Annotated in this window: 13 protein-coding genes; 8 read left to right on the top strand and 5 right to left on the bottom strand. The window is 59.7% G+C overall.

The annotated features are described in order from the left end of the window. The first annotated feature begins 459 nt into the window (after window positions 1–459). The 8 genes from rpmH to ABCW42_RS20715 all read left to right on the top strand — a co-directional run bounded on the left by rpmH (window position 460) and on the right by ABCW42_RS20715 (window position 6,119). Window positions 460–597, top strand: coding sequence for a 50S ribosomal protein L34 (rpmH, locus tag ABCW42_RS20750; protein ID WP_133203777.1), 138 nt, complete (start codon window positions 460–462; stop codon window positions 595–597). A 40-nt stretch (window positions 598–637) separates the two neighbouring features. After that, on the top strand, window positions 638–1,045 hold the full coding sequence (rnpA, locus tag ABCW42_RS20745) for a ribonuclease P protein component (protein WP_423182957.1): 408 nt from the start codon (window positions 638–640) through the stop codon (window positions 1,043–1,045). 1 nt (window position 1,046) lies between these two features. Further along, window positions 1,047–1,436: a membrane protein insertion efficiency factor YidD gene (gene yidD, locus ABCW42_RS20740; protein WP_423184964.1), complete on the top strand. Its 390-nt coding sequence runs from the start codon at window positions 1,047–1,049 to the stop codon at window positions 1,434–1,436. Window positions 1,437–1,453: 17 nt separating this feature from the next. Next, window positions 1,454–2,425, top strand: coding sequence for a membrane protein insertase YidC (gene yidC, locus ABCW42_RS20735; protein ID WP_423182956.1), 972 nt, complete (start codon window positions 1,454–1,456; stop codon window positions 2,423–2,425). Beyond that, the gene (locus tag ABCW42_RS20730; protein WP_423182955.1) at window positions 2,425–2,997 is read left to right on the top strand and encodes a protein jag; all 573 of its coding nucleotides are present in this window, start codon (window positions 2,425–2,427) and stop codon (window positions 2,995–2,997) included. Before yidC ends, ABCW42_RS20730 begins: the two co-directional genes overlap by 1 nt. 6 nt (window positions 2,998–3,003) lie before the next feature. Continuing rightward, window positions 3,004–3,654, top strand: a complete 651-nt coding sequence (rsmG, locus tag ABCW42_RS20725) for a 16S rRNA (guanine(527)-N(7))-methyltransferase RsmG (RefSeq protein ID WP_133203772.1) — start codon at window positions 3,004–3,006, stop codon at window positions 3,652–3,654. An 85-nt stretch (window positions 3,655–3,739) separates the two neighbouring features. Continuing rightward, window positions 3,740–4,795, top strand: a complete 1,056-nt coding sequence (locus ABCW42_RS20720; RefSeq protein ID WP_423182954.1) for a ParA family protein — start codon at window positions 3,740–3,742, stop codon at window positions 4,793–4,795. Between the two features lie 67 nt (window positions 4,796–4,862). Further along, on the top strand, window positions 4,863–6,119 hold the full coding sequence (locus ABCW42_RS20715; protein WP_423182953.1) for a ParB/RepB/Spo0J family partition protein: 1,257 nt from the start codon (window positions 4,863–4,865) through the stop codon (window positions 6,117–6,119). A gap of 5,901 nt (window positions 6,120–12,020) precedes the next feature. On the opposite strand, the gene trxA is transcribed toward ABCW42_RS20715, so the two are convergent. The 5 genes from trxA to ABCW42_RS20690 all read right to left on the bottom strand — a co-directional run bounded on the left by trxA (window position 12,021) and on the right by ABCW42_RS20690 (window position 18,000). Continuing rightward, complete coding sequence (gene trxA / locus ABCW42_RS20710; protein WP_133203770.1) at window positions 12,021–12,347, bottom strand: thioredoxin; 327 nt, start codon at window positions 12,345–12,347, stop codon at window positions 12,021–12,023. Between the two features lie 36 nt (window positions 12,348–12,383). Next, window positions 12,384–13,340 carry a thioredoxin-disulfide reductase gene (gene trxB / locus ABCW42_RS20705; RefSeq protein ID WP_423182952.1) on the bottom strand — a complete coding sequence of 319 codons (957 nt, stop codon included), beginning with the start codon at window positions 13,338–13,340 and terminating at the stop codon, window positions 12,384–12,386. Between the two features lie 189 nt (window positions 13,341–13,529). Next, a complete protein-coding gene (locus ABCW42_RS20700; protein ID WP_423182951.1) occupies window positions 13,530–15,236 on the bottom strand; it encodes an ABC transporter substrate-binding protein in 1,707 nt (568 codons plus the stop codon). A 142-nt stretch (window positions 15,237–15,378) separates the two neighbouring features. Then, the gene (gene murJ, locus ABCW42_RS20695) at window positions 15,379–17,439 is read right to left on the bottom strand and encodes a murein biosynthesis integral membrane protein MurJ (RefSeq protein WP_423184963.1); all 2,061 of its coding nucleotides are present in this window, start codon (window positions 17,437–17,439) and stop codon (window positions 15,379–15,381) included. A 60-nt stretch (window positions 17,440–17,499) separates the two neighbouring features. Then, window positions 17,500–18,000 carry an NUDIX hydrolase gene (locus ABCW42_RS20690; protein WP_133203865.1) on the bottom strand — a complete coding sequence of 167 codons (501 nt, stop codon included), beginning with the start codon at window positions 17,998–18,000 and terminating at the stop codon, window positions 17,500–17,502. Between the last annotated feature and the right edge of the window lie 131 nt (window positions 18,001–18,131).

The raw sequence follows: 18,131 nt of genomic DNA, 5'->3' as shown, positions 1-18,131 counted from the left end.
CAATTGGTTCCCTCGGGTGCTTGCTTGCCTGGACTACGGCAGCCGAAGGGTCCAAACCAGAAGTGGATTCCGAACCGAATCCACAGGGTTATGCACAGTCCGTGGATAATCGGCTACTGAGCCACTCTAGGGTATGGATTCCCCAGAAGATAGCTGGGAAGAAGGTTGTGGATAATTACACCGTTGTGGTTCTGGATCCGGACTTGTGAGCCACTTCATCCACAGGCTGCCAACGGCACTTAGCCACAGTTGGGGATAGCGGTCGGAGTGTTTCCCGGTTTGACCCGGAGGCTCTTTTTGCCCTAACGTTGTGAAGTCCTATGTGTCCGCTTTTCGGCCATTCGCACCTCCGGTTCAACCGGCGTCGGGTGGCAGCAGATACACAAATAAACTTAGCGTCGGCCAGTTCTTCCCCTTTTGATCGGGTGGGCGCACCTTTGATCCACTGGAGTAACTAACGTGAGCAAGCGGACTTTTCAGCCGAATAACCGCCGTCGGGCCAAGAAGCACGGCTTCCGCCTTCGTATGCGCACCCGTGCCGGCCGCGCCATCCTGGCCGCCCGCCGTGGCAAGGGCCGCGCCGCACTGTCGGCCTAATTACCTGACTCGTCGGCCAGTCTCTCAAGCGAGTCTCTAGGTGCTAGCCACCCAAAACCGTCTTAGGACTTCAACCGACTTTTCAACAACTGTACGTTCCGGCGTCCGCAATGGACGCCGGAACTTAGTGTTATATACGGCATCTATCGGTGCCGGGGAACCGAGCCGCATTGGCTTCATTGTTTCCAAAGCCGTCGGGAACGCCGTGACCAGGAACCTCGTTAAGAGGAGACTGAGAGAAGCAGGTGCTTTGTCCCTTAAAAGGCATGGCACGGGACTTGCTGTAGTTGTCCGGGCCTTGCCTGCGGCCGCGACAGCCAGCTGGGACCAACTGCTGACGGATTACAACGCCGCATTGGCGGTGACGACGAAGCGGCTTGGCGGATCCTTTCCCCCGGCGGCTTCGCCGACCAAGGCCACCACAACGGAAGGGACACCGCGTGCATGAGCTGAGCTCCGCCGTCGTCCTCTTCTTTCGAACCGCCCCGAGGATTCTCGGAACATTTCTCTGGGGGCTGCCCCGGAACGTCCTCATCATCCTGTTGAAGACGTACCGTCGCATCATTTCTCCCTTGTACGGCCAGGTGTGCCGTTTCTTCCCCTCCTGCTCGGCTTATGCCCTCGAAGCGGTGACGGTGCACGGCGCCGTCAAGGGAAGCTGGCTGGCAATGCGGCGCCTCGCCCGCTGCCACCCCTGGAACGCCGGCGGCGTGGACCACGTCCCCGCCGGACATCGCCACTGGCCCGAAGGCCAGACGCCCATGATTGTTGTGCTGAACAACCCGGACCTGTTCCTGGCTGTGCGGTCTGATGAGGACGGCCGCCCGACGGCGGCCTGAGGAAATAGGGAATACGTATGGACATCTTTGGAACAATTCTGGCCCCGTTCAAGTGGCTAGTATCGGCCATCATGCTGGGGTTCCACGACGGCCTGAGCTTCATTGGCCTGCCTCCGGAGAACGGTTGGACCTGGACGCTGTCCATCATTGGACTGGTGTTGGTGATCCGCGCCGCCCTGATTCCTGTGTTCGTCAAGCAGATCAAGGCGCAGCGTGGCATGCAGTTGCTTCAGCCCGACCTGAAGAAGATGCAGCAGAAGTACAAGGGCAAAACGGACCAGCTCTCGCGCCAGGCAATGGCCCAGGAGCAGATGGCCCTGTACAAGAAGCACGGCACCAACCCGTTCTCCGCGTGCTTGCCCATGCTGATCCAGATGCCGTTCTTCTTCGCCCTGTTCCAGGTGCTTTCCGGTATCACCCAGGCACGCCAGGCGGGGCAGGGCATCGGAGCGTTGAGCCACGAGCAAGTGGTGCAGTTCGACGAGTCCAGCATTTTCGGCGCTCCGCTTTCCGCATCGTTGCTCCATGGCGGCCCTGCAGGCACTGACCAGGTGGTCGTCTCGGTCCTGTCGATCGTGATGATCCTCGCCATGACCGCTTCGCAGTTCATCACGCAGAAGCAGATCATGGCGAAGAACATGTCCGAAGAAGCCATGGCCAGCCCGTTCATGCGCCAGCAGAAGATGATGCTCTACGTACTGCCGGTAATCTTCGGCGTTGGTGGCATCAACTTCCCGATTGGTGTCCTCATTTACTGGACCACCACCAACTTGTGGACCATGGGCCAGCAGTTCTTTGTCATCCGCCGCATGCCGACGCCGGGATCCCCCGCTGCGAAAGCACTCGCCGAGCGTCGCGCGGCGAAGGGTCTGCCTTCCCTCCCGCTTCTGGGCGGCAAGAAAGACGAGGACGTTGCCGGCGAGGTCGCCGCCATCGAGCTCAAGACCCAGCGCATTCAGCCACAACGTAAGAACAGGAAGAAGAAGTAATGTCTGTTGAAAGCACTGAAGAGGCAACAGCCGCTGGCGCCAGCGAGGAAGTGGCCGCGGCTGAAACCCACGCCGCGGAACAGTCGGGAGCAAAGAGCTCCTCTGTGAGCCGCCTTGAGGAAGAGGGCGACGTCGCCGCGGACTACCTCGAAGAGCTGCTGGACATTGCCGACATCGATGGCGATATCGACATCGAAATCCGTAACGGGCGCACCTACATTTCCATCGCGGCCGAAGACGATTCCGAAGGACTTGAGAGCCTGGTCGGGCGCGACGGCGAAGTCCTCGAAGCCCTTCAGGAACTGGCCCGCTTGTCCGTCCTTTCGGCCACCGAGAACCGCTCGCGGCTTGTCCTGGACATCAATGGCTACCGCAAGGAGCGCGCGGGCGACCTCCAGCAGATCGCCGAAGGCGCCGTCGCAAAGGTGAAGGAGACCGGCGCTTCGGTTTCCCTCGAACCGATGAGCGCGTATGAGCGCAAGATCGTGCACGACGCCGTTGCGGACCTCGGCTTCGTTTCGGAGTCCGAAGGTGAGGGCGCTGGCCGCCACATCGTGGTCTCGGCCGACTAACGGATCATGGTCGACATCACTCCAGCCGAACTGCAGGCGGCAGAGAAGATATTCGGCGACCGCCTGGACCTTGCCCAGCGGTATGTCGAGCACCTGGCGACGTCAGGGACCGAGCGCGGCCTGATCGGTCCCCGCGAAATCCCGCGCCTCTGGAGCCGGCACGTACTCAACTGTGCCGTCATCGAATCGGCCATCGCCCATGGGAGCCATGTGGCCGACGTCGGCTCGGGGGCAGGACTGCCGGGCCTGTGCTTGGCGATCGCCCGCCCGGACCTTGAGCTAACGCTTATCGAGCCGCTCGAACGCCGGGTCATCTGGCTCCAGGAAGTGGTGGACGATCTCGGCCTGGATAACGTGACCGTCATGCGCACGCGCGCCGAGCTGGCCGTGGGCATGGTGAACGCCGACGTCGTGACCGCGCGTGCTGTCTCCGCGCTGACCAAGCTTGCAGGATTGACCATTCCGTTGCTCAACGGCAAGGGTGAAGTGGTTGCCATCAAGGGTCGCAGTGCGGCCGAGGAGATTGAGAAGGCAGCCAAGGTCATTCGCAAGCTCGGCGGGGTGGAAACATCGGTTGTTGTGTGTGGGCAGGAACTGTTGGAGGAACCTACCACGGTAGTGCGTATTGTCGTCAACAAGCAGGGCAAGATCGCTTAGCCTCGGCGCTGTGTCCCGCGTGTCCGCGGCGGAGCGGTTAAGCTAGAGAACGGCAGCTAGAGCCGAATGAGAGTGAGAGTTGACAGTGGGCAGTAGCGAAACCTCCACGCACCGGATCCCGCCATTTATTTCCCTGGGGTCCGCGCGGGCAATGGCTGCGCCTTCGGCGTCATTTGAGTCCGCGCTTATGCGCACTAATTCGGTTACAAACTCGGCCGTTTCACGTGAAACGTTGATCGTGGAAAGCGATAACGTCATGGACTCCATTGACGATTCCAGCCCGATTGCCCGTCAGCTCGCGAACGAAACACGGCGCCGTGAGCGCTTGGTGGGGCGCGAGCTGCCCAAACCCCAGAAGACCCGGATCTTCACTGTTTCCAACCAGAAGGGCGGGGTTGGAAAGACCACCACTACGGTGAACATCGCGGCAGCTTTGGCGTCTGCGGGGCTCAACGTTCTGGTGATCGACATCGACCCGCAGGGCAATGCCTCTACAGCGTTGGGCATCGAACACCATGCCGACGTAGACAGCATCTACGACGTTCTGATCAACGACCTTCCGTTGGGCGACGTCGTAGCACCCTGCCCGGACATCCCGAACCTCATTTGCGCACCAGCCACCATCCACCTCGCCGGCGCTGAGATCGAACTTGTTTCCTTGGTCGCCCGCGAGCAGCGTTTGCGCCGTGCCATCGATGTGTACGCGAAGGAACGCGAGAAGAACGGCGAAGGCCGGCTCGACTTCATTTTCATCGACTGCCCGCCGAGCCTCGGCTTGTTGACCGTCAATGCGTTCTGCGCCGCGAGCGAGGTGCTCATCCCGATCCAGTGCGAGTACTACGCATTGGAAGGCCTCAGCCAGTTGCTTAAGAATATCGAGATGATCCAGAAGCACCTCAACGCTGAGCTGGTTGTCTCGACGATCTTGCTGACCATGTACGACGGCCGAACCAACCTGGCCGCGCAAGTGGCATCTGAAGTCCGTCACCATTTCCCCAACCAGGTCCTCAGTGCCGTGGTTCCGCGTTCCGTACGCATTTCCGAAGCCCCGAGTTATCAACAGACGGTCATGACTTACGACCCGTCATCCAGCGGCGCGTTGTCCTACATGGAAGCCGCTGCGGAAATCGCAGAACGCTAGACTTTCTGAATCACTGCAACATCCTTGGCGGACTCGACTCTTGCCATTCCATCGGAGGGACATACTCATGAGTGAAAAGCGACGAGGCCTGGGTAGGGGTCTTGGGGCTCTCATTCCCAGCTCCGCTTCGACGGGCGCATCTGGCAATGCGGCTTCGCCATCGCGTCCGGTGGACTTGTTTTTCCCTGAGGCGCGAAAATCGACGGACGCGCCGGACGCCTCCGGCACCAACATGATCACCGGCGCACCTTCACGCGCCGCTTCCGCAAAAACGACGACGGCGGAAAAGACTCCTGCGTCGACGGCACCTTCGGAGGTTGTCCACGACGTCGTTTCGCCCAAGCGGGTTGCAACGAAGACTGGGTCGAAGTCGAATGGTTCCAAGCCGAGCGGTCCGGTGACACCCGGGGCAGATACTCCGCCGAGCGCCGTTGCGGATGCCGGGGATAGTGACACCGTTTCCGATGATGCCCAGACGGAGATGCCTGCGGTTGAGTTGGTTGAGGTTCCGGGCGCCCGCTTTGCGGAAATTGCGGTTACGGACATTCACCCCAACCGCAAGCAGCCGCGAAGTGTCTTCGATGAGGACGACATGGCGGAGCTGGTTCACTCCGTCAAGGAAATCGGCGTTCTCCAGCCAATTGTGGTTCGTACTTCAACCGAAGAGGGTGGAGAACCTTACGAACTGGTCATGGGTGAACGCCGGTGGAGGGCAGTTCAGGCCGCAGGCCTCGAAACCATCCCCGCGATCGTCCGAGATACCAATGATGACGACCTTCTGCGCGATGCCCTGCTTGAGAACCTGCACCGAAGCCAGCTGAATCCCTTGGAAGAGGCCGCTGCGTACCAGCAGCTCCTGGAGGACTTTGGTACTACCCATGAGCAGCTCGCTGATCGGATTGGTCGATCGCGGCCGCAGGTTTCGAATACCCTGCGTTTGCTCAAGCTTCCTCCGCTTGTTCAGCGACGTGTGGCAGCCAGCGTACTCTCGGCCGGCCATGCACGTGCTTTGCTTGCACTTCCGGACGCTGCAGCTATGGAACGTCTTGCGCAGAAGATTGTTGCTGAAGGTATGTCCGTTCGTGCAACGGAGGAAGCTGTGGCTTTGTACCAGGATTCAGGTGCTCCGCCGAAGAACAGCATTCCGCGTCCGAACGCACGGCATGAGCGTTTGGACTACCTTGCTTCCTCGCTTTCGGATCGCCTGGATACCAACGTGAAGATCACTTTGGGCGCGCGCAAGGGACGCGTCAGCATCGAGTTCGCGAGTGTCGAAGACTTGAACCGGATCATGGGCGTACTGTCACCGGGCGTGGAAGGTTAGATTCGAGTACCGAGTTTTGAAGGGGTCTGCTTCCTGATGGGAAGCAGACCCCTTTTTTGTTTCGCTCGTACTGTGAGGTTGGCCTGATGCGGCGGGTCTTTTGTTGGGCCGGATTGGGCAGTGCTCGGGAACTGGCTTCTTGTTTCGACGGCTGTCAGCCTCGATAAATGGGTTGTGCCGTAGGATTGTCCGCTGAGTGCAGTGACCACGGATTGTTTATGGAGTGTGGTGTTCGGTGCATTGCTCCAATTTTCGTGGGCATCATCGTTGGTGAATACGTCCGTGTTTGCCGGCGCACTGGCTTTGAGGCTTGAACTGCCCTCACCCGATGGTGTTCGTACTCATGGGTTCTGGCATATACCGTGGGCTGATTTGTATGAATTGGTGCTTCACGCTGATGGGTTGGTTGTTGCCGGTGTTAGCCGAAGGCAAATCTGCTAAGCGGAAGTACTGAGAGTGCGACGGTTAGGGTTTGTCCTGGTCATTCCCTGTGAGCATTAGTTTCGTGGATGCCTTCTTCTGCCTTATGTTTCGCATCAGCGTCTAAATCGCTGTCGGCCTCGCCGCCTTATGGCTGTCCGGGCGCACTCGTATGGTTGGGCCGGGCGTAGACCGTCTGCAGTCGATATCACTCAGGATCTGGGCGCTTCAGGTGCGTGTCGTTGATCCCGTCTGCTGTTACTCTCGTCCGTCCACGCATGTTTCACGTGAAACGCGTGAAGATGTGGGCGGCAATCGCAATGTCGGTTGGGTCGGCTATTAGAGGTTTGGTGTGAAGGCCTGTAGCTTCTTGTCATTGCATTGCGAAATTGGAAGTCGAACTGGGGTCTTTGGAGTAAAAGTGAGGAGCCCGCGGATCTTCGAGGGGCGCCGGTGGGTCAATGCCTCAACTCGTAGGTGGGTCTTTGGGTTCTTTCGCGCTGAATACGGCAAACTTCCGCGGGGTTCGTCGTGTGGTTAGCGATCCTAAGAACTGATTGAGTGATGCGGTACAGGCGAGATAGTCCAGGGGCGCCCGCGCAACATCACCGATTGTTGTCTGAGTCCGTCTATCAGCTCAGGGTGGTGACGTTTCACGTGAAACAAGACGCTTGCACTTCGATCTATTCATCCACTCATAGATCGACCGCTAGCTCCGCCATTTTTAGAGCAATGGTTGAATGTTCGGGACGACTGCACGAACACCGGAATGGTGTCAGATCACTCTCGCCGGCATAAGAAGCAGTTGTGTTCTCATGCCGCCACCGATGCGAGTGTTTCACGTGAAACGAAAGGGATATGCCCTGTTCGACGCCCCTGGTGCTGCAGACAAGCACTGTTTTCTTCTCAGTGGAAGCCGCTCTTCGCTGCGCTGCATATTGTTCTCGGTAGTTACATGCTCGTGTTCACACACTGGTTGCCCTTTCTCCTTGATGGGGCAAGCCAGTCCTTAGTAACCGCATCAGGTGCCATAGTCGCAAAGATTGAGAGTGAACTTCCAAATACTTGTTGGGGTGCGGAGGCCGATACACGATCGGATTGTTGGTCAGATGCTTACCTGCCTCCACCTTCGGGCGGGCTGACGGCGTGAAGTGACACTGGTCTCGGACCTTGAACTAGCATCCGAGATACACGCTCACCGAAGCTTTTGCCATCGCTCATTTTGAAGAGTGATCTGTGTGCATGAGTCGCTTCACGGGAAAGACTAGTGATGCCATTCGAAAGCGCTGTCGACATGAAATGGTGGGTTGAAGATTGTGGGCGCCCCTTCCTGGTACACGCCGAGCCAAGATGGCTCGCTGACCGCTCTACGCTGGGAGGTAGTCTGACGAACCACTAGCTCCCCCAGTATTGTGGACTCGTGCTGAACTGATGCTACCTATGGCCTGGTCTCTCTACATCAGTCTGCTGATGTTCAGTCGTGGAACTGTACATGTACGGTGCTCGATGGGCGCTTAGACTCGGCGTGGAGTTCGCCCCGTTGAGCTCTTACTACGACACCGGGGTACAGAAGGTCTTTATCCCGCGCATCCACAGAGGTGGGTGGCGCAGCCATGGCCATGCTGTTGAGTCACAATGGATTCCCCCTACTCGACACATTCCATCGATGTGCCGTCGTCGTCGCGACATCGACGTGCACGATCCTTTCCTCCGGAATGATCACAGATTCTTCGGGTAGCCAGCGGACAGGGGCTTCCCGGATTTCCGTTCGGCCGCTGTTTGGCCGGACGCCCTTGGAATACTCTATCGAGCTATCGATGAGGTTCCGACTTCATCAGTCTTGATATCCCCCATGGTGGGCAGCCGACCGGTAGATGCGGTAAACAAACGGAGCTGTGCTCTTTGGGGTGGTTGATCATTGTTCGTTCTGTTGAAGTGGCTTGCGGTCCGAAATCGAACTTAGGCGCTTCTGCTTCCATTCCCTCGAACGTAGAAGTTCAGCCGACGCTGTGTAATCCGCATTCTGCTGTTCCCGAATTGGATGAATGCTAGATCCTCGCTACCAGCATTGCGGGATGACGAGACGCCGATAGATCGTCACCGTGTGGGTAGTTGAACTATCCGAGCGCTAGTCGTCGCTATAGCTTTTTGATGTTTCGTTGACGGGGAAGAACGACGTTCTACAGGAATCTGTATCGCAGAGCACGGTGGATCCAGCTGTGGATAACTTTGGGGACCGCCGGTGGATATCGCTGTGGATAACTTTGTTGATAACGATGCGCTTCCCACTACTCGGTTCGGGGCCTATTCCAACACACGGGAGTGGCCTCGCCTCATCATAGGAGGATCTCGCGCATCCCAGCCCAATGTTTCACGTGAAACGGGAAGAACGTATGTCGGAGGCCGGATTTGGGCGATTTTACGCTGCAGATTGCGGAATTCGGCCCTTTAGTGCGCCCTTCTGCCGTTAGCAGCCCGGCCGCCCGGTCTGCCTGTTCTGCCCCTTCATTTGCGCGCAGATTGCCGGCAGGGTTTCCGGGCGGCGTGAGGCAAGTTGCCGTCAGCTTCATCGGTGGATATCGCTGTGGATAACTTTGTGAATAACTCTCCTTGCGCCAGTGGATAACGTTTGTGTGAAGTGCCTCATGACTTGCTCACAGTGCGTTGCAACGTTCGGGGCAGACCGTCAAAATCTGCTCGTACCTTTACGTACTTGCCCTGCATCCCCTTCCCTACACGATCTCTGATGATCGAGGAGATGACGTTTCACGTGAAACGGACCGCGTAGTGTCGTCTTGGTTCTGCCCTGCTTCTCAGAGACTGGAGCCGGTTCAAGGTTTGCCGCGGTCGTCCCGGCCGCCACTCCTCTACGCTTAGTTGCGGCCGAACGGGTTGCGCACCGTAGGTGCCCGGCTTCATCAGTTGCTGGTCATTCATGGGCTTTCCTCTTGAGCAAATGGAATGCGTGTTGCGACAGCATGCCCTGGCTGGGGCCGCTTCTCTAGACTGGACGACCAATTGCCAGATCGTCTGGTCCGGTGCGTCGGCAAATGTGTGCCGGCGGGTACTTCACCGCGATACTCGCAGGTGAGGGCCATTGAGCGAACGCCGTGTGGTTCCGGCCTGATTGACTCGAGGAACTAGCCCCGAGCACAAGCGACGCAGGCTGCGTGGAAATAGATGTCCTCGTTCTCACTGAGGGTCGGTCCTGACGGAGCCGGTTGGCGCGGCGCGCTAAGGTGAATCGGGCACTAAGATGCAACCACGCCTCGAGGCACTATCGGAGCTGACGTGACATTGTCCGCGGGATGGTCTTTGAGTTAGTGGGACCCGGTCGATGCGACTCGCGGATCTATCGCCTGTATCCGATGCCGCCTGTGTCTCCGCTGTTCCCAACCACGGTGGAAAATGTACGAAGCGATCGATCCAGCGTTGTCCTGGTCGAGGACGCTGTAGAAGTGCCGACTGAGACTGCTGGCAAGGGGCTACGGCGGTGCAAGCGTCTACGGCCGTGCGGCTGAATGATGAGAACAGGAAGCCCTGTTGGCTGTGGCAGTGCTTTGGTGATGGCAAAGTTGCATGTCGCCGTGGAAACAGTATGCAGCGCTTGCTTTTCTGCAATCCACTTATGTTTGCCGCAATTGTTCTGCCGACCACCGGGCCATGGACTCGGTTACTTTGCCACTAGCGAGACTTTCCGTCGCGCGCTACCGGGCTTCCCAACGCCCCTTTCTCATAAGGCGATGCCTAACTTAGCCCAATTGGTACTCCGCCCACGAGGTCTACGGCTGTTGTACCAGACGCAGCGCAATCGATTGAAGATCGTCGTGGGCTCAGTTCGTCAGGGTTGCACTTCCGCTTCGTGTGGGGCGCCGGGTCGATCCAGCTTCAGCTGGCCCTGATTGCTGCCGAGATACATGTTGCCATCGAATTGTGGAATATGGACTGGGCCTTCTTGATGATCAAGACTCGCATCCTATTCGCACCACACTTCACGTCGGTGAGCTACGGAATCTCCCAGCTTGATTTGAGCGGTATTTAGTTTCGGATACGTCACGTCGCACCCGGTCCGATAGACCTCCAACATTACATTTCCCGGACCTTTGGGATTTCACGTTACGCTGAAGCAGCGGCAATTACTAATAGTTTACTATCAATTGGTTGCCATGGGCTTTGCGTAAGTAGATCTATTCCGGGGGGTGAGGACAGCTTTTGGGGCACCTGCCACCGTGCCGGAAGCTCCCTAGATGGGCACCGAACTCAGCGCCAGTGGATCCACCACTATCGAAGCTTCCACGGAGTGTGCTCCCCTATCCGTGTGCGATGGTCTGAGTTCGGACGGTCGGCAGCCTACCTATTGAGTGGTGGGGCTGCACCTCTGGTTACTGGCTTGCCATATGCCGGCTGATGGGGAAACTGACTAGCATGTTTTGATCGAGTACCCCGTGGACACGATCCTCGTTGAAAGGCTCCGATGGAAATCCTTACGTCGCGGATAAGGATGAGCATGCTCCGTGAGGAACCAGGCGAATGGGCATGATACTCATGGGTGCCAGCGAATGGGCGTGCTCGGCGCGAAGGGAATGGACATGCGCGGTTGGAAGCGGTGAAGGATGAGCATGCTCCCTGCACGGGGAGATATGCGGGCATGCTCGGCGGAAGCGGTGAACGATGAGCATGCTCCCCTGGGTGACGGATTCCGGATGTTGCTTCTTCCCTAATGGGCGAGGAGTTGCAGCGTTTGGAAAGGGGGTGGTCCCGATGTTGCCGCCACGTCCTGTGTGGCGGGTGGCCTCATGAATTGCCAGATCTGGTCATGCAGTTCCGAGGCGGTCGCGGTCATTCCAAGCTGGTACGTCCGCCGGGCTGCCCTGTTTCACGTGAAACATCCCGCCGTGTCCGGCGCCATCGATTGCGTCGCTGGTCTGCAAAGGGAGTGTTATGAAAGACAACGGCCGACGGGATTCGTTCTTCCTCAAGGAAGAGAGATGTCGCACCGCGGGCGACGAAACTTCAGTTCAGGTCATTTCTCAACGGCCAGGTCCAACCGGTAGGCGCATCGTCTACGCCATCTCTGCGCTAGCCGAGGTTCCGATATGCCTTCAGAAACTCAGCTATCGGGAAGACTCCAGGGGAACGTACCACCGAGTCGATGTGCTATCGCCAACAGAGCTAGAGACGATCCGCGCCGAAGCCAAGGCTCTCCAGGTGCCTGTCACTGTTTCAAGCTTGGCCCCCGGATCACGCATCGGATCATGTTTCACGTGAAACAGCCGAGCGACCGTTTCACGTGAAACAGCGATCACTCCTGACGTCCTGCGTCAGCAAGTTTGCTCTCGAGCCAAGAGCAAGCTCGATGATGCCCTGTCAAAGGCCAGCCGGAAAACGAAAAGCCGGCGGCCGCTGCTTAAGCTGCAGCGACCACCGGCTAAGAGTCACGAATGGCGCCCGCAAGTTCAAGCGAGGGGCACTCTTCTTCCCCTAGGAGAGGACAGACTCGAATTCTTTCTCGAAGAACTGCTTCGGCTTCGCGCCGATCACGGTGCTCTTTACTTCTCCCCCGCTGAACAGGTAGACAGCAGGAATCGACGTGATGCCGTACTCGGCAGCGATTGCAGGGTTGTCGTCAACATTGAGTTTCACGACGTCCACTTTGTCACCGTACTCGACGGAGATTTCGTCCAGGATGGGACCCAGCTTGCGGCACGGGCCGCACCACTCTGCCCAAAAGTCCACGATGACCGGCTTCTCAGCGGCAAGGACGTCGGTGCTGAAACTGGCGTCGGTTACGTCTTTAGCGTTGCTCATAGTTCTTTCCCTTCGAATGGATGGCGATTGTGCCGATCAGGCGTGCAAGTCTGCGAGGTAGTGTTCAACGTCCAAGGCCGCGACGCATCCTGAGCCGGCAGCTGTGATGGCCTGACGGTAAGTCGGGTCGACAACATCGCCGGCTGCGAAAACGCCCTTGATGCTCGTCTTGGAGCTCCGGCCTTGGACCGCAATGGTGCCTTCCGGAGTCAGCTCCAGCTTGTCCTTCACAAGATCAGTGCGGGGATCATTGCCGATGGCCACAAAGACTCCAGTGACAGCGAGTTCAGATACTGAACCATCAACCAGGTTCTTCAGCTTCAGACCGGTCACCTTGTCCCCGCCGATGACGTCATCGACTGCCGAGTTCCAGACGAAGTTGATCTTCTCGTGGGCTTGGGCACGATCGCCCATGATCTTGGAAGCCTTAAGGGTGTCGCGTCGGTGGACAACCGTTACGGACTTGGCGAACTTGGTGAGGAAGAGTGCTTCTTCCATGGCCGAATCACCGCCACCAATAACCGCGATGTCCTGGTCCTTGAAGAAGAAACCATCACAGGTTGCACACCAGCTCACGCCGTGGCCAGAAAGACGCTTCTCGTTCGCCAGGCCGAGCTCGCGGTAAGCAGACCCCGTCGACAGGATCACCGCGCGTGCCTTGAAGGACTCCCCCGTCGCGATGGTGACGGTCTTGATATCGCCCTCGAGGTCGAGGCTGGTGACGTCCTCGAACTGGATCTCGGTCCCGAAGCGCGCCGCCTGCTTTTCGAAGTTCTCCATGAGATCCGGTCCCATGATGCCTTCGGGGAACCCCGGGAAGTTTTCGACATCCGTTGTGTTCATCAGTTCGCCACCGGCAGTCACAGAACCGGCGATGAGCAGCGGGTTCATGTTGGCGCGTGCCGTGTAGACAGCGGCCGTGTAACCGGCAGGCCCGGAGCCTACGATAATGACATCACGTACCTGGGACGCGGTGTTTTCTGCGTTGCTCACTGTTGGGTGAACCTCTTCCTTAGTCGATGCACCGGATTGTCGCGGCCGGCCACATGGCACAACCCCATGGCGGCGTCGAATATTCCGGCGTTTCCGGGGACCCTAATATCCACCACCATTCAGGGTACCGTCTGGCGGCGCAGGGTATCGCAGGAGGAAGGCTCCGTTACCCGAGTTGACGATAGGTGACTACTGAACCGTGATCTCGGCAAGGCGCAGTCCGTAACCGTAACGGGTCTTGGGCGCGGTCAGCTTGGGCAAGGCCTTGATGGAAATGATTACGTACTGGGCATTGGCCGGAGTGCTCAATGGCATGGTGAGTTCCTGCGAGGTGAAGCTGTTCGTTCCCACTAGCTGTGCACCATCCAATGACGGTTGATTGCTGGTGTAAACGCTGATGTTTCCGCCAGAAGCGCCCAATTGGTTCAGCGTGACGGACTTGACCTGGGCAGCTGACTTGAGCTTGACGAGGAGGGAAACGCCATCGGGCGCGAGTCCACCCCAGTCAGGCGTAGCGAATTCCATGTCCGACCAATAGCTCGCGGCATTGCCGTCGTAAGCCTTGACCAGGTCCTTGTCATAGGTAGCGGCGAAATCGAAGTTGCCCAAGCGGGTGACGTTATCGATGACAGGGGGAGCGGCGACAGGAGCTGCTGATGCGGAGCTGCTCGGCGCCGCGGAATTTGTCTGTGGACCCGCTACGGTTTGCTTGGCCGCGGGCGCTCCCCCGGGAATGAGGTTGCCGAGGTTGGTCACAGCCAAAATCAAACCAACGATGAGGACCGCGGCCAGGACGCCACCCACGAGCCAGCGGAAAGACTTTGGTTCACGGACCGGCTCATCATCGTAGTATTCGTCCTCGTCGAGGGGGTCCGCCTGCGTGCGGGCAGTGCTCGGAAAGTTGGACGCGTTCCGGCTGTATCCGCCAGCTGCGCCGCCGGTCGCGCCACTGTGCCCAGCGCCTTCGTTGACAAAGCCATAGTCTTCTTCGGACCAGAGCGAGACCTTGGACTCCTGGGGAGCACCGTATCCAGGGTTCGCCGCGGCCTCGTGGGTCTGTTCCGCGGGCTGCGAAGACGGCGGAACCACCGGAGATGCCTTGACCGCCTGCGTCGCCGGTCCGTCCTGGATCTGCTGGGGTGCCGTGTTGCTCGGCTCTTGGCGGGACACAGGCTCTGCCGGAACCCGGGGAGAAGCTTGCGTAGGAGCGTTCGCGGCCGCGTTCGCAGCCGGCGACGAAGCTTGCCCGTCCTCGGCGTTTGATTTGCCTGTGCCCTTCACAGCCGCGGCAGCCGCTGCGGCTGCAGCCCCGGCCCCTGCTGCAGCAGCGGCGAGGCGGGAACCAATGCCAGGTGCCGACGTCGGACGCGCGGGCGGCACGGGAGGAACCACCGGTCGGCGGGAGTCGCGAGCGGGCGCGGGAGCAGGATGCTCGTCCTCGACGTGGGAATCGTCGTAGGTGATGTATTCGGCCTCGTGCTCGTCTTCGTCATACAAGCCGTCGTAGGTTTCGGGTTCATGTGAACGGGCGTGCCCGAAGATCTCGCTGCCCAGCGTGTCCGTGAAGAACGGTTCCACGTACGGCTGGTGGGTGGCCACAACGAGGTCCAGGAGGTCTGGAGCGCTGCTGTGGTTGGTGATGAGGTATGTGGTGCTGTCGCTCACGCCGAGATCGAGGATCTGGACGTGGCCGGGCCGCTCGCCTGTAGCCACCTCACGGGCGCTCTGGGCCACCTGGTCGGCGTTTCCCGGGCCTGCCACAAGGATGCTGACGGGCCTGTTGAGGACCTGGTCCACGCCATCGAGCACCAGATCTTGGTCGTGCGAAGTCAACACATTGGCTGTGACTTTGTAGCGGCCACCAAGTACTGATCCGACATCGATCGGGTGGGACACGGGTTCCTCCTAGACTGTCCGGAAGCTGCGGGTCCTGTATACGGGATCCGGCCAGCCGGGTGACCCGTGGTCTGCAACTACCTGTATTACTTTCTGATCCTATCGGATAGGGCCGTTCGGACCCCCGGTTTGCGCGGACACCTCATCTTTTTCTGTGGCTTCCACCACGGAAATACGGGTTGTTTCCCAGCGTGCCCTGATAGGTCCTGCGGCCCGGCAACGGGATGCCCGGTCGGCTGGCGCTGCCCTTCGCAGTGCTGGGAAGCTCTTCGTCCGGCAGGTACGTCTTCTCCACGTCGGACCAGGCGTCCACCGATACGTGGTCATTGCCGCCGCCCTGAGCGTGCGCGACGTCCCATGATCCGTCGTCGGCCGGAACGGTCTCCAAGGCGGGTCCGGCGCGGAACGACGCGGCGTCGAACTCGCCCGAGATGCGCGGAATGAGGCCGGTGTCATCGGACACGGTAGCGCGTGCCGTCGTCGTCGGATTGCTTCCGGCAGCCGCGGGCGCCGGCGCTGCGCCGCGACCCAACCGGCCGAGCAGCGGCCTCAAGAGGTCGCGCAACTCGGTGACGTGGAAGACGCGCAATAGCAAGAGATAGGCCACAAGCATGACGGGCCCGACGACGACCAAGGTCACCAAAGCGGCGAGCCGGCTGCTCCAGGCGAAACCGTTGGCGTTGTAACTGCCGAGGAGCCACAGGGCCAAGGCGCCGGCAATCGCTGACCCCAAGGCCGCGTAGCCCATGCGGATGTAGGAGTTCGCGATCCGGGGCCCGTCCACGTGGCCGAGGAGGCGCCGGAGGAACCAGACACTGATGACCACAGAAAGGATGTTGCCAAGCGTGTACAGGACGGCGATCGCGAAGATGATCTTGTCCACGGGAAGGAACTGGATGATGAAGGCGCCCACGACGTTCAAGAGGGCAAGCATGAGCTGGATGTAGAACGGAGTGCGCGCGTCCTCGTTGGCGTAGAAAACGCGGGACATCATGAAGTTGGCGCTCATGAACGGGGTGCTTAGGGCGAGGATCGTGAGCGTCTGGGCCAGCATGACGCCGTCCTGGGGTTTGCCGCCCGAGAAGAACATGCCCATTGGTCCCGCCAAGGCGAAAAGCGCCAGGGCGCCGAAAACCGTCGCAACGGCCATCGTTCGCAGGCCGTGGGACAACGCCTCGCGGAGTTCGGCTTTGTTCCCGGCCTGGGAGGCACGGGCCATCCGGTTGAACAGGACCGTAGCGAGCGACAACGCGATGATGGAATGGGGCAGCAAGTAGAGCTGGCTGGCGACTTCGAGGACCGCGTTACCGGGAAGGGTGGCAGCGGCGGGGTCCTGCGCCTGCGCAAGGCGGAGCCGCTCCGAACCGGGAATGGTGGCGATCCTCATGACATAGAGGAACGCGAGTTGCCCGACGGCGGCAGTCATGAGCGTCCAAGCGCTCAGCTTTGCGGCCTGGCCCAGTCCGACGCCCCTCCAACCGAAACGCGGCCGGAGGCCGAGCCGTAGCCGGAGAACGGGGACGAGGAGGATCGCCGTTTGGGCGACGACGCCGATCGTGGAGAAGCCGGCCACGAGGAAGGTCTGGAACGGCCCCCAGTTGTCCAAGGTGTGGGGGTTGGTGTTGTTGGCGCCGAGGATCCAGATGAACATGCCCAGGCCGACGATCGCCACTACGTTGTTCAGGATCGGCGCCCACATGGCGGGGCCGAAAGCGCCGTTTGCGTTGAGAACCTGGGTCAAGAGGGCGTAGAGGCCGTAGAAGAAGATCTGCGGCAGGCAATAGAACGCGAACGTGACGGCCAGGAATTTCTGTTGCGGCGAATAGTCCTGGGTGGTGAGGTCGATGACGATCGGCGCCGCGATGGTCACGAGGGCCGTCAGCGCCAAGAGGACGATGACCGCCAAAGTCAGGAGCCGGCTGATGTAGTCCGCGCCGCGGTCCGGTCCCTTGCTGGCCTTGATGATCTGCGGCACGAGGACGGCGTTGAACACACCGCCGGCCACGAGCAGGAAGATCAGGTTAGGCAGGTTGTTGGCGTTGATGAACGTGTCATTGACGGTCGATCCCAAGCCGAGGGCAGTGCCGAGCATCCAGGTCTTGGCGAAGCCGAGGAACCGGGAGACGAGCGTTCCCGCGGCCATGACGGCGCTGGAACGGGCCTCTCCGGAGGGGGCTGGCTGGGTTGATTTGGCGGCAGACATTGTCATTATCGTCCCATGAGCAGGGCCTTCTGTTGCGTCAAGGCGATGGCCGGGGACGCGTCAGAGGTGTTCGGGCAGGACTTCGCGGGCGAGATCGGCGATCCGGCGTTCATTAGGAAACGACAACTTGCGGGCCAGGTCCTGGAGTGGAACCCACGCGGCGTCGATCGCTTCTTGGTCGGGATCGTTCTCGATGGTCAGCTTCCCGCCCGTTGCCTGCAGCAGGAAATGGTGCACGGTTTTGTGGACGCGATGCCCGCTTACGGTGAACCAATAGTCGATGCTGCCAAGGGGTGCCAGGACATTGCCTTCGATTCCGGTTTCTTCGGCGATCTCCCGAACGGCGGCTTCCTCGTTGTTTTCCTTGCCCTCGGGATGACCCTTCGGCAGGCACCACTCGAGCCGGCCACCCCTATTAAGGCGGGCGATGATCGCAACCCTCAGTTCGCCGTCGGACGTGTCTACTACGACGCCGCCCGCGGAGACCTCTTCAACCGTGGGCAGCGCGGCCTGTACCGGGTGCGGAGCGGGCGCGACGTGGGCACCGATTGCCGACGGCAACGGTGCGTTCGTCCTCCTGCCAGGAGCACTCGGAATCGGGTTGGCCATGAAGTCCACTCTAACGACTCTTGCCCGTTGGTGATGACCGGGACATGGACTCACGGTGACCTGCGGATGGCGTGTTGGCGTGA

The organism is Arthrobacter sp. NyZ413 (assembly GCF_049390645.1).
Lineage (GTDB): Bacteria > Actinomycetota > Actinomycetes > Actinomycetales > Micrococcaceae > Arthrobacter.
The sequence above is the reverse complement of the archived record's forward strand: the minus strand, read 5'-3'. Positions and strand labels throughout refer to the sequence as shown.

What these genes read in the sequence shown, in the direction of transcription:
- rsmG (WP_133203772.1), top strand. Translation starts at nt 3,004, where the DNA reads ATGGTCGACATCACTCCAGCCGAACTGCAGGCGGCAGAGAAGATATTC.
- trxA (WP_133203770.1), bottom strand. Translation starts at nt 12,347, where the DNA reads ATGAGCAACGCTAAAGACGTAACCGACGCCAGTTTCAGCACCGACGTC.
- ABCW42_RS20730 (WP_423182955.1), top strand. Translation starts at nt 2,425, where the DNA reads ATGTCTGTTGAAAGCACTGAAGAGGCAACAGCCGCTGGCGCCAGCGAG.
- yidC (WP_423182956.1), top strand. Translation starts at nt 1,454, where the DNA reads ATGGACATCTTTGGAACAATTCTGGCCCCGTTCAAGTGGCTAGTATCG.
- ABCW42_RS20715 (WP_423182953.1), top strand. Translation starts at nt 4,863, where the DNA reads ATGAGTGAAAAGCGACGAGGCCTGGGTAGGGGTCTTGGGGCTCTCATT.
- murJ (WP_423184963.1), bottom strand. Translation starts at nt 17,439, where the DNA reads ATGTCTGCCGCCAAATCAACCCAGCCAGCCCCCTCCGGAGAGGCCCGT.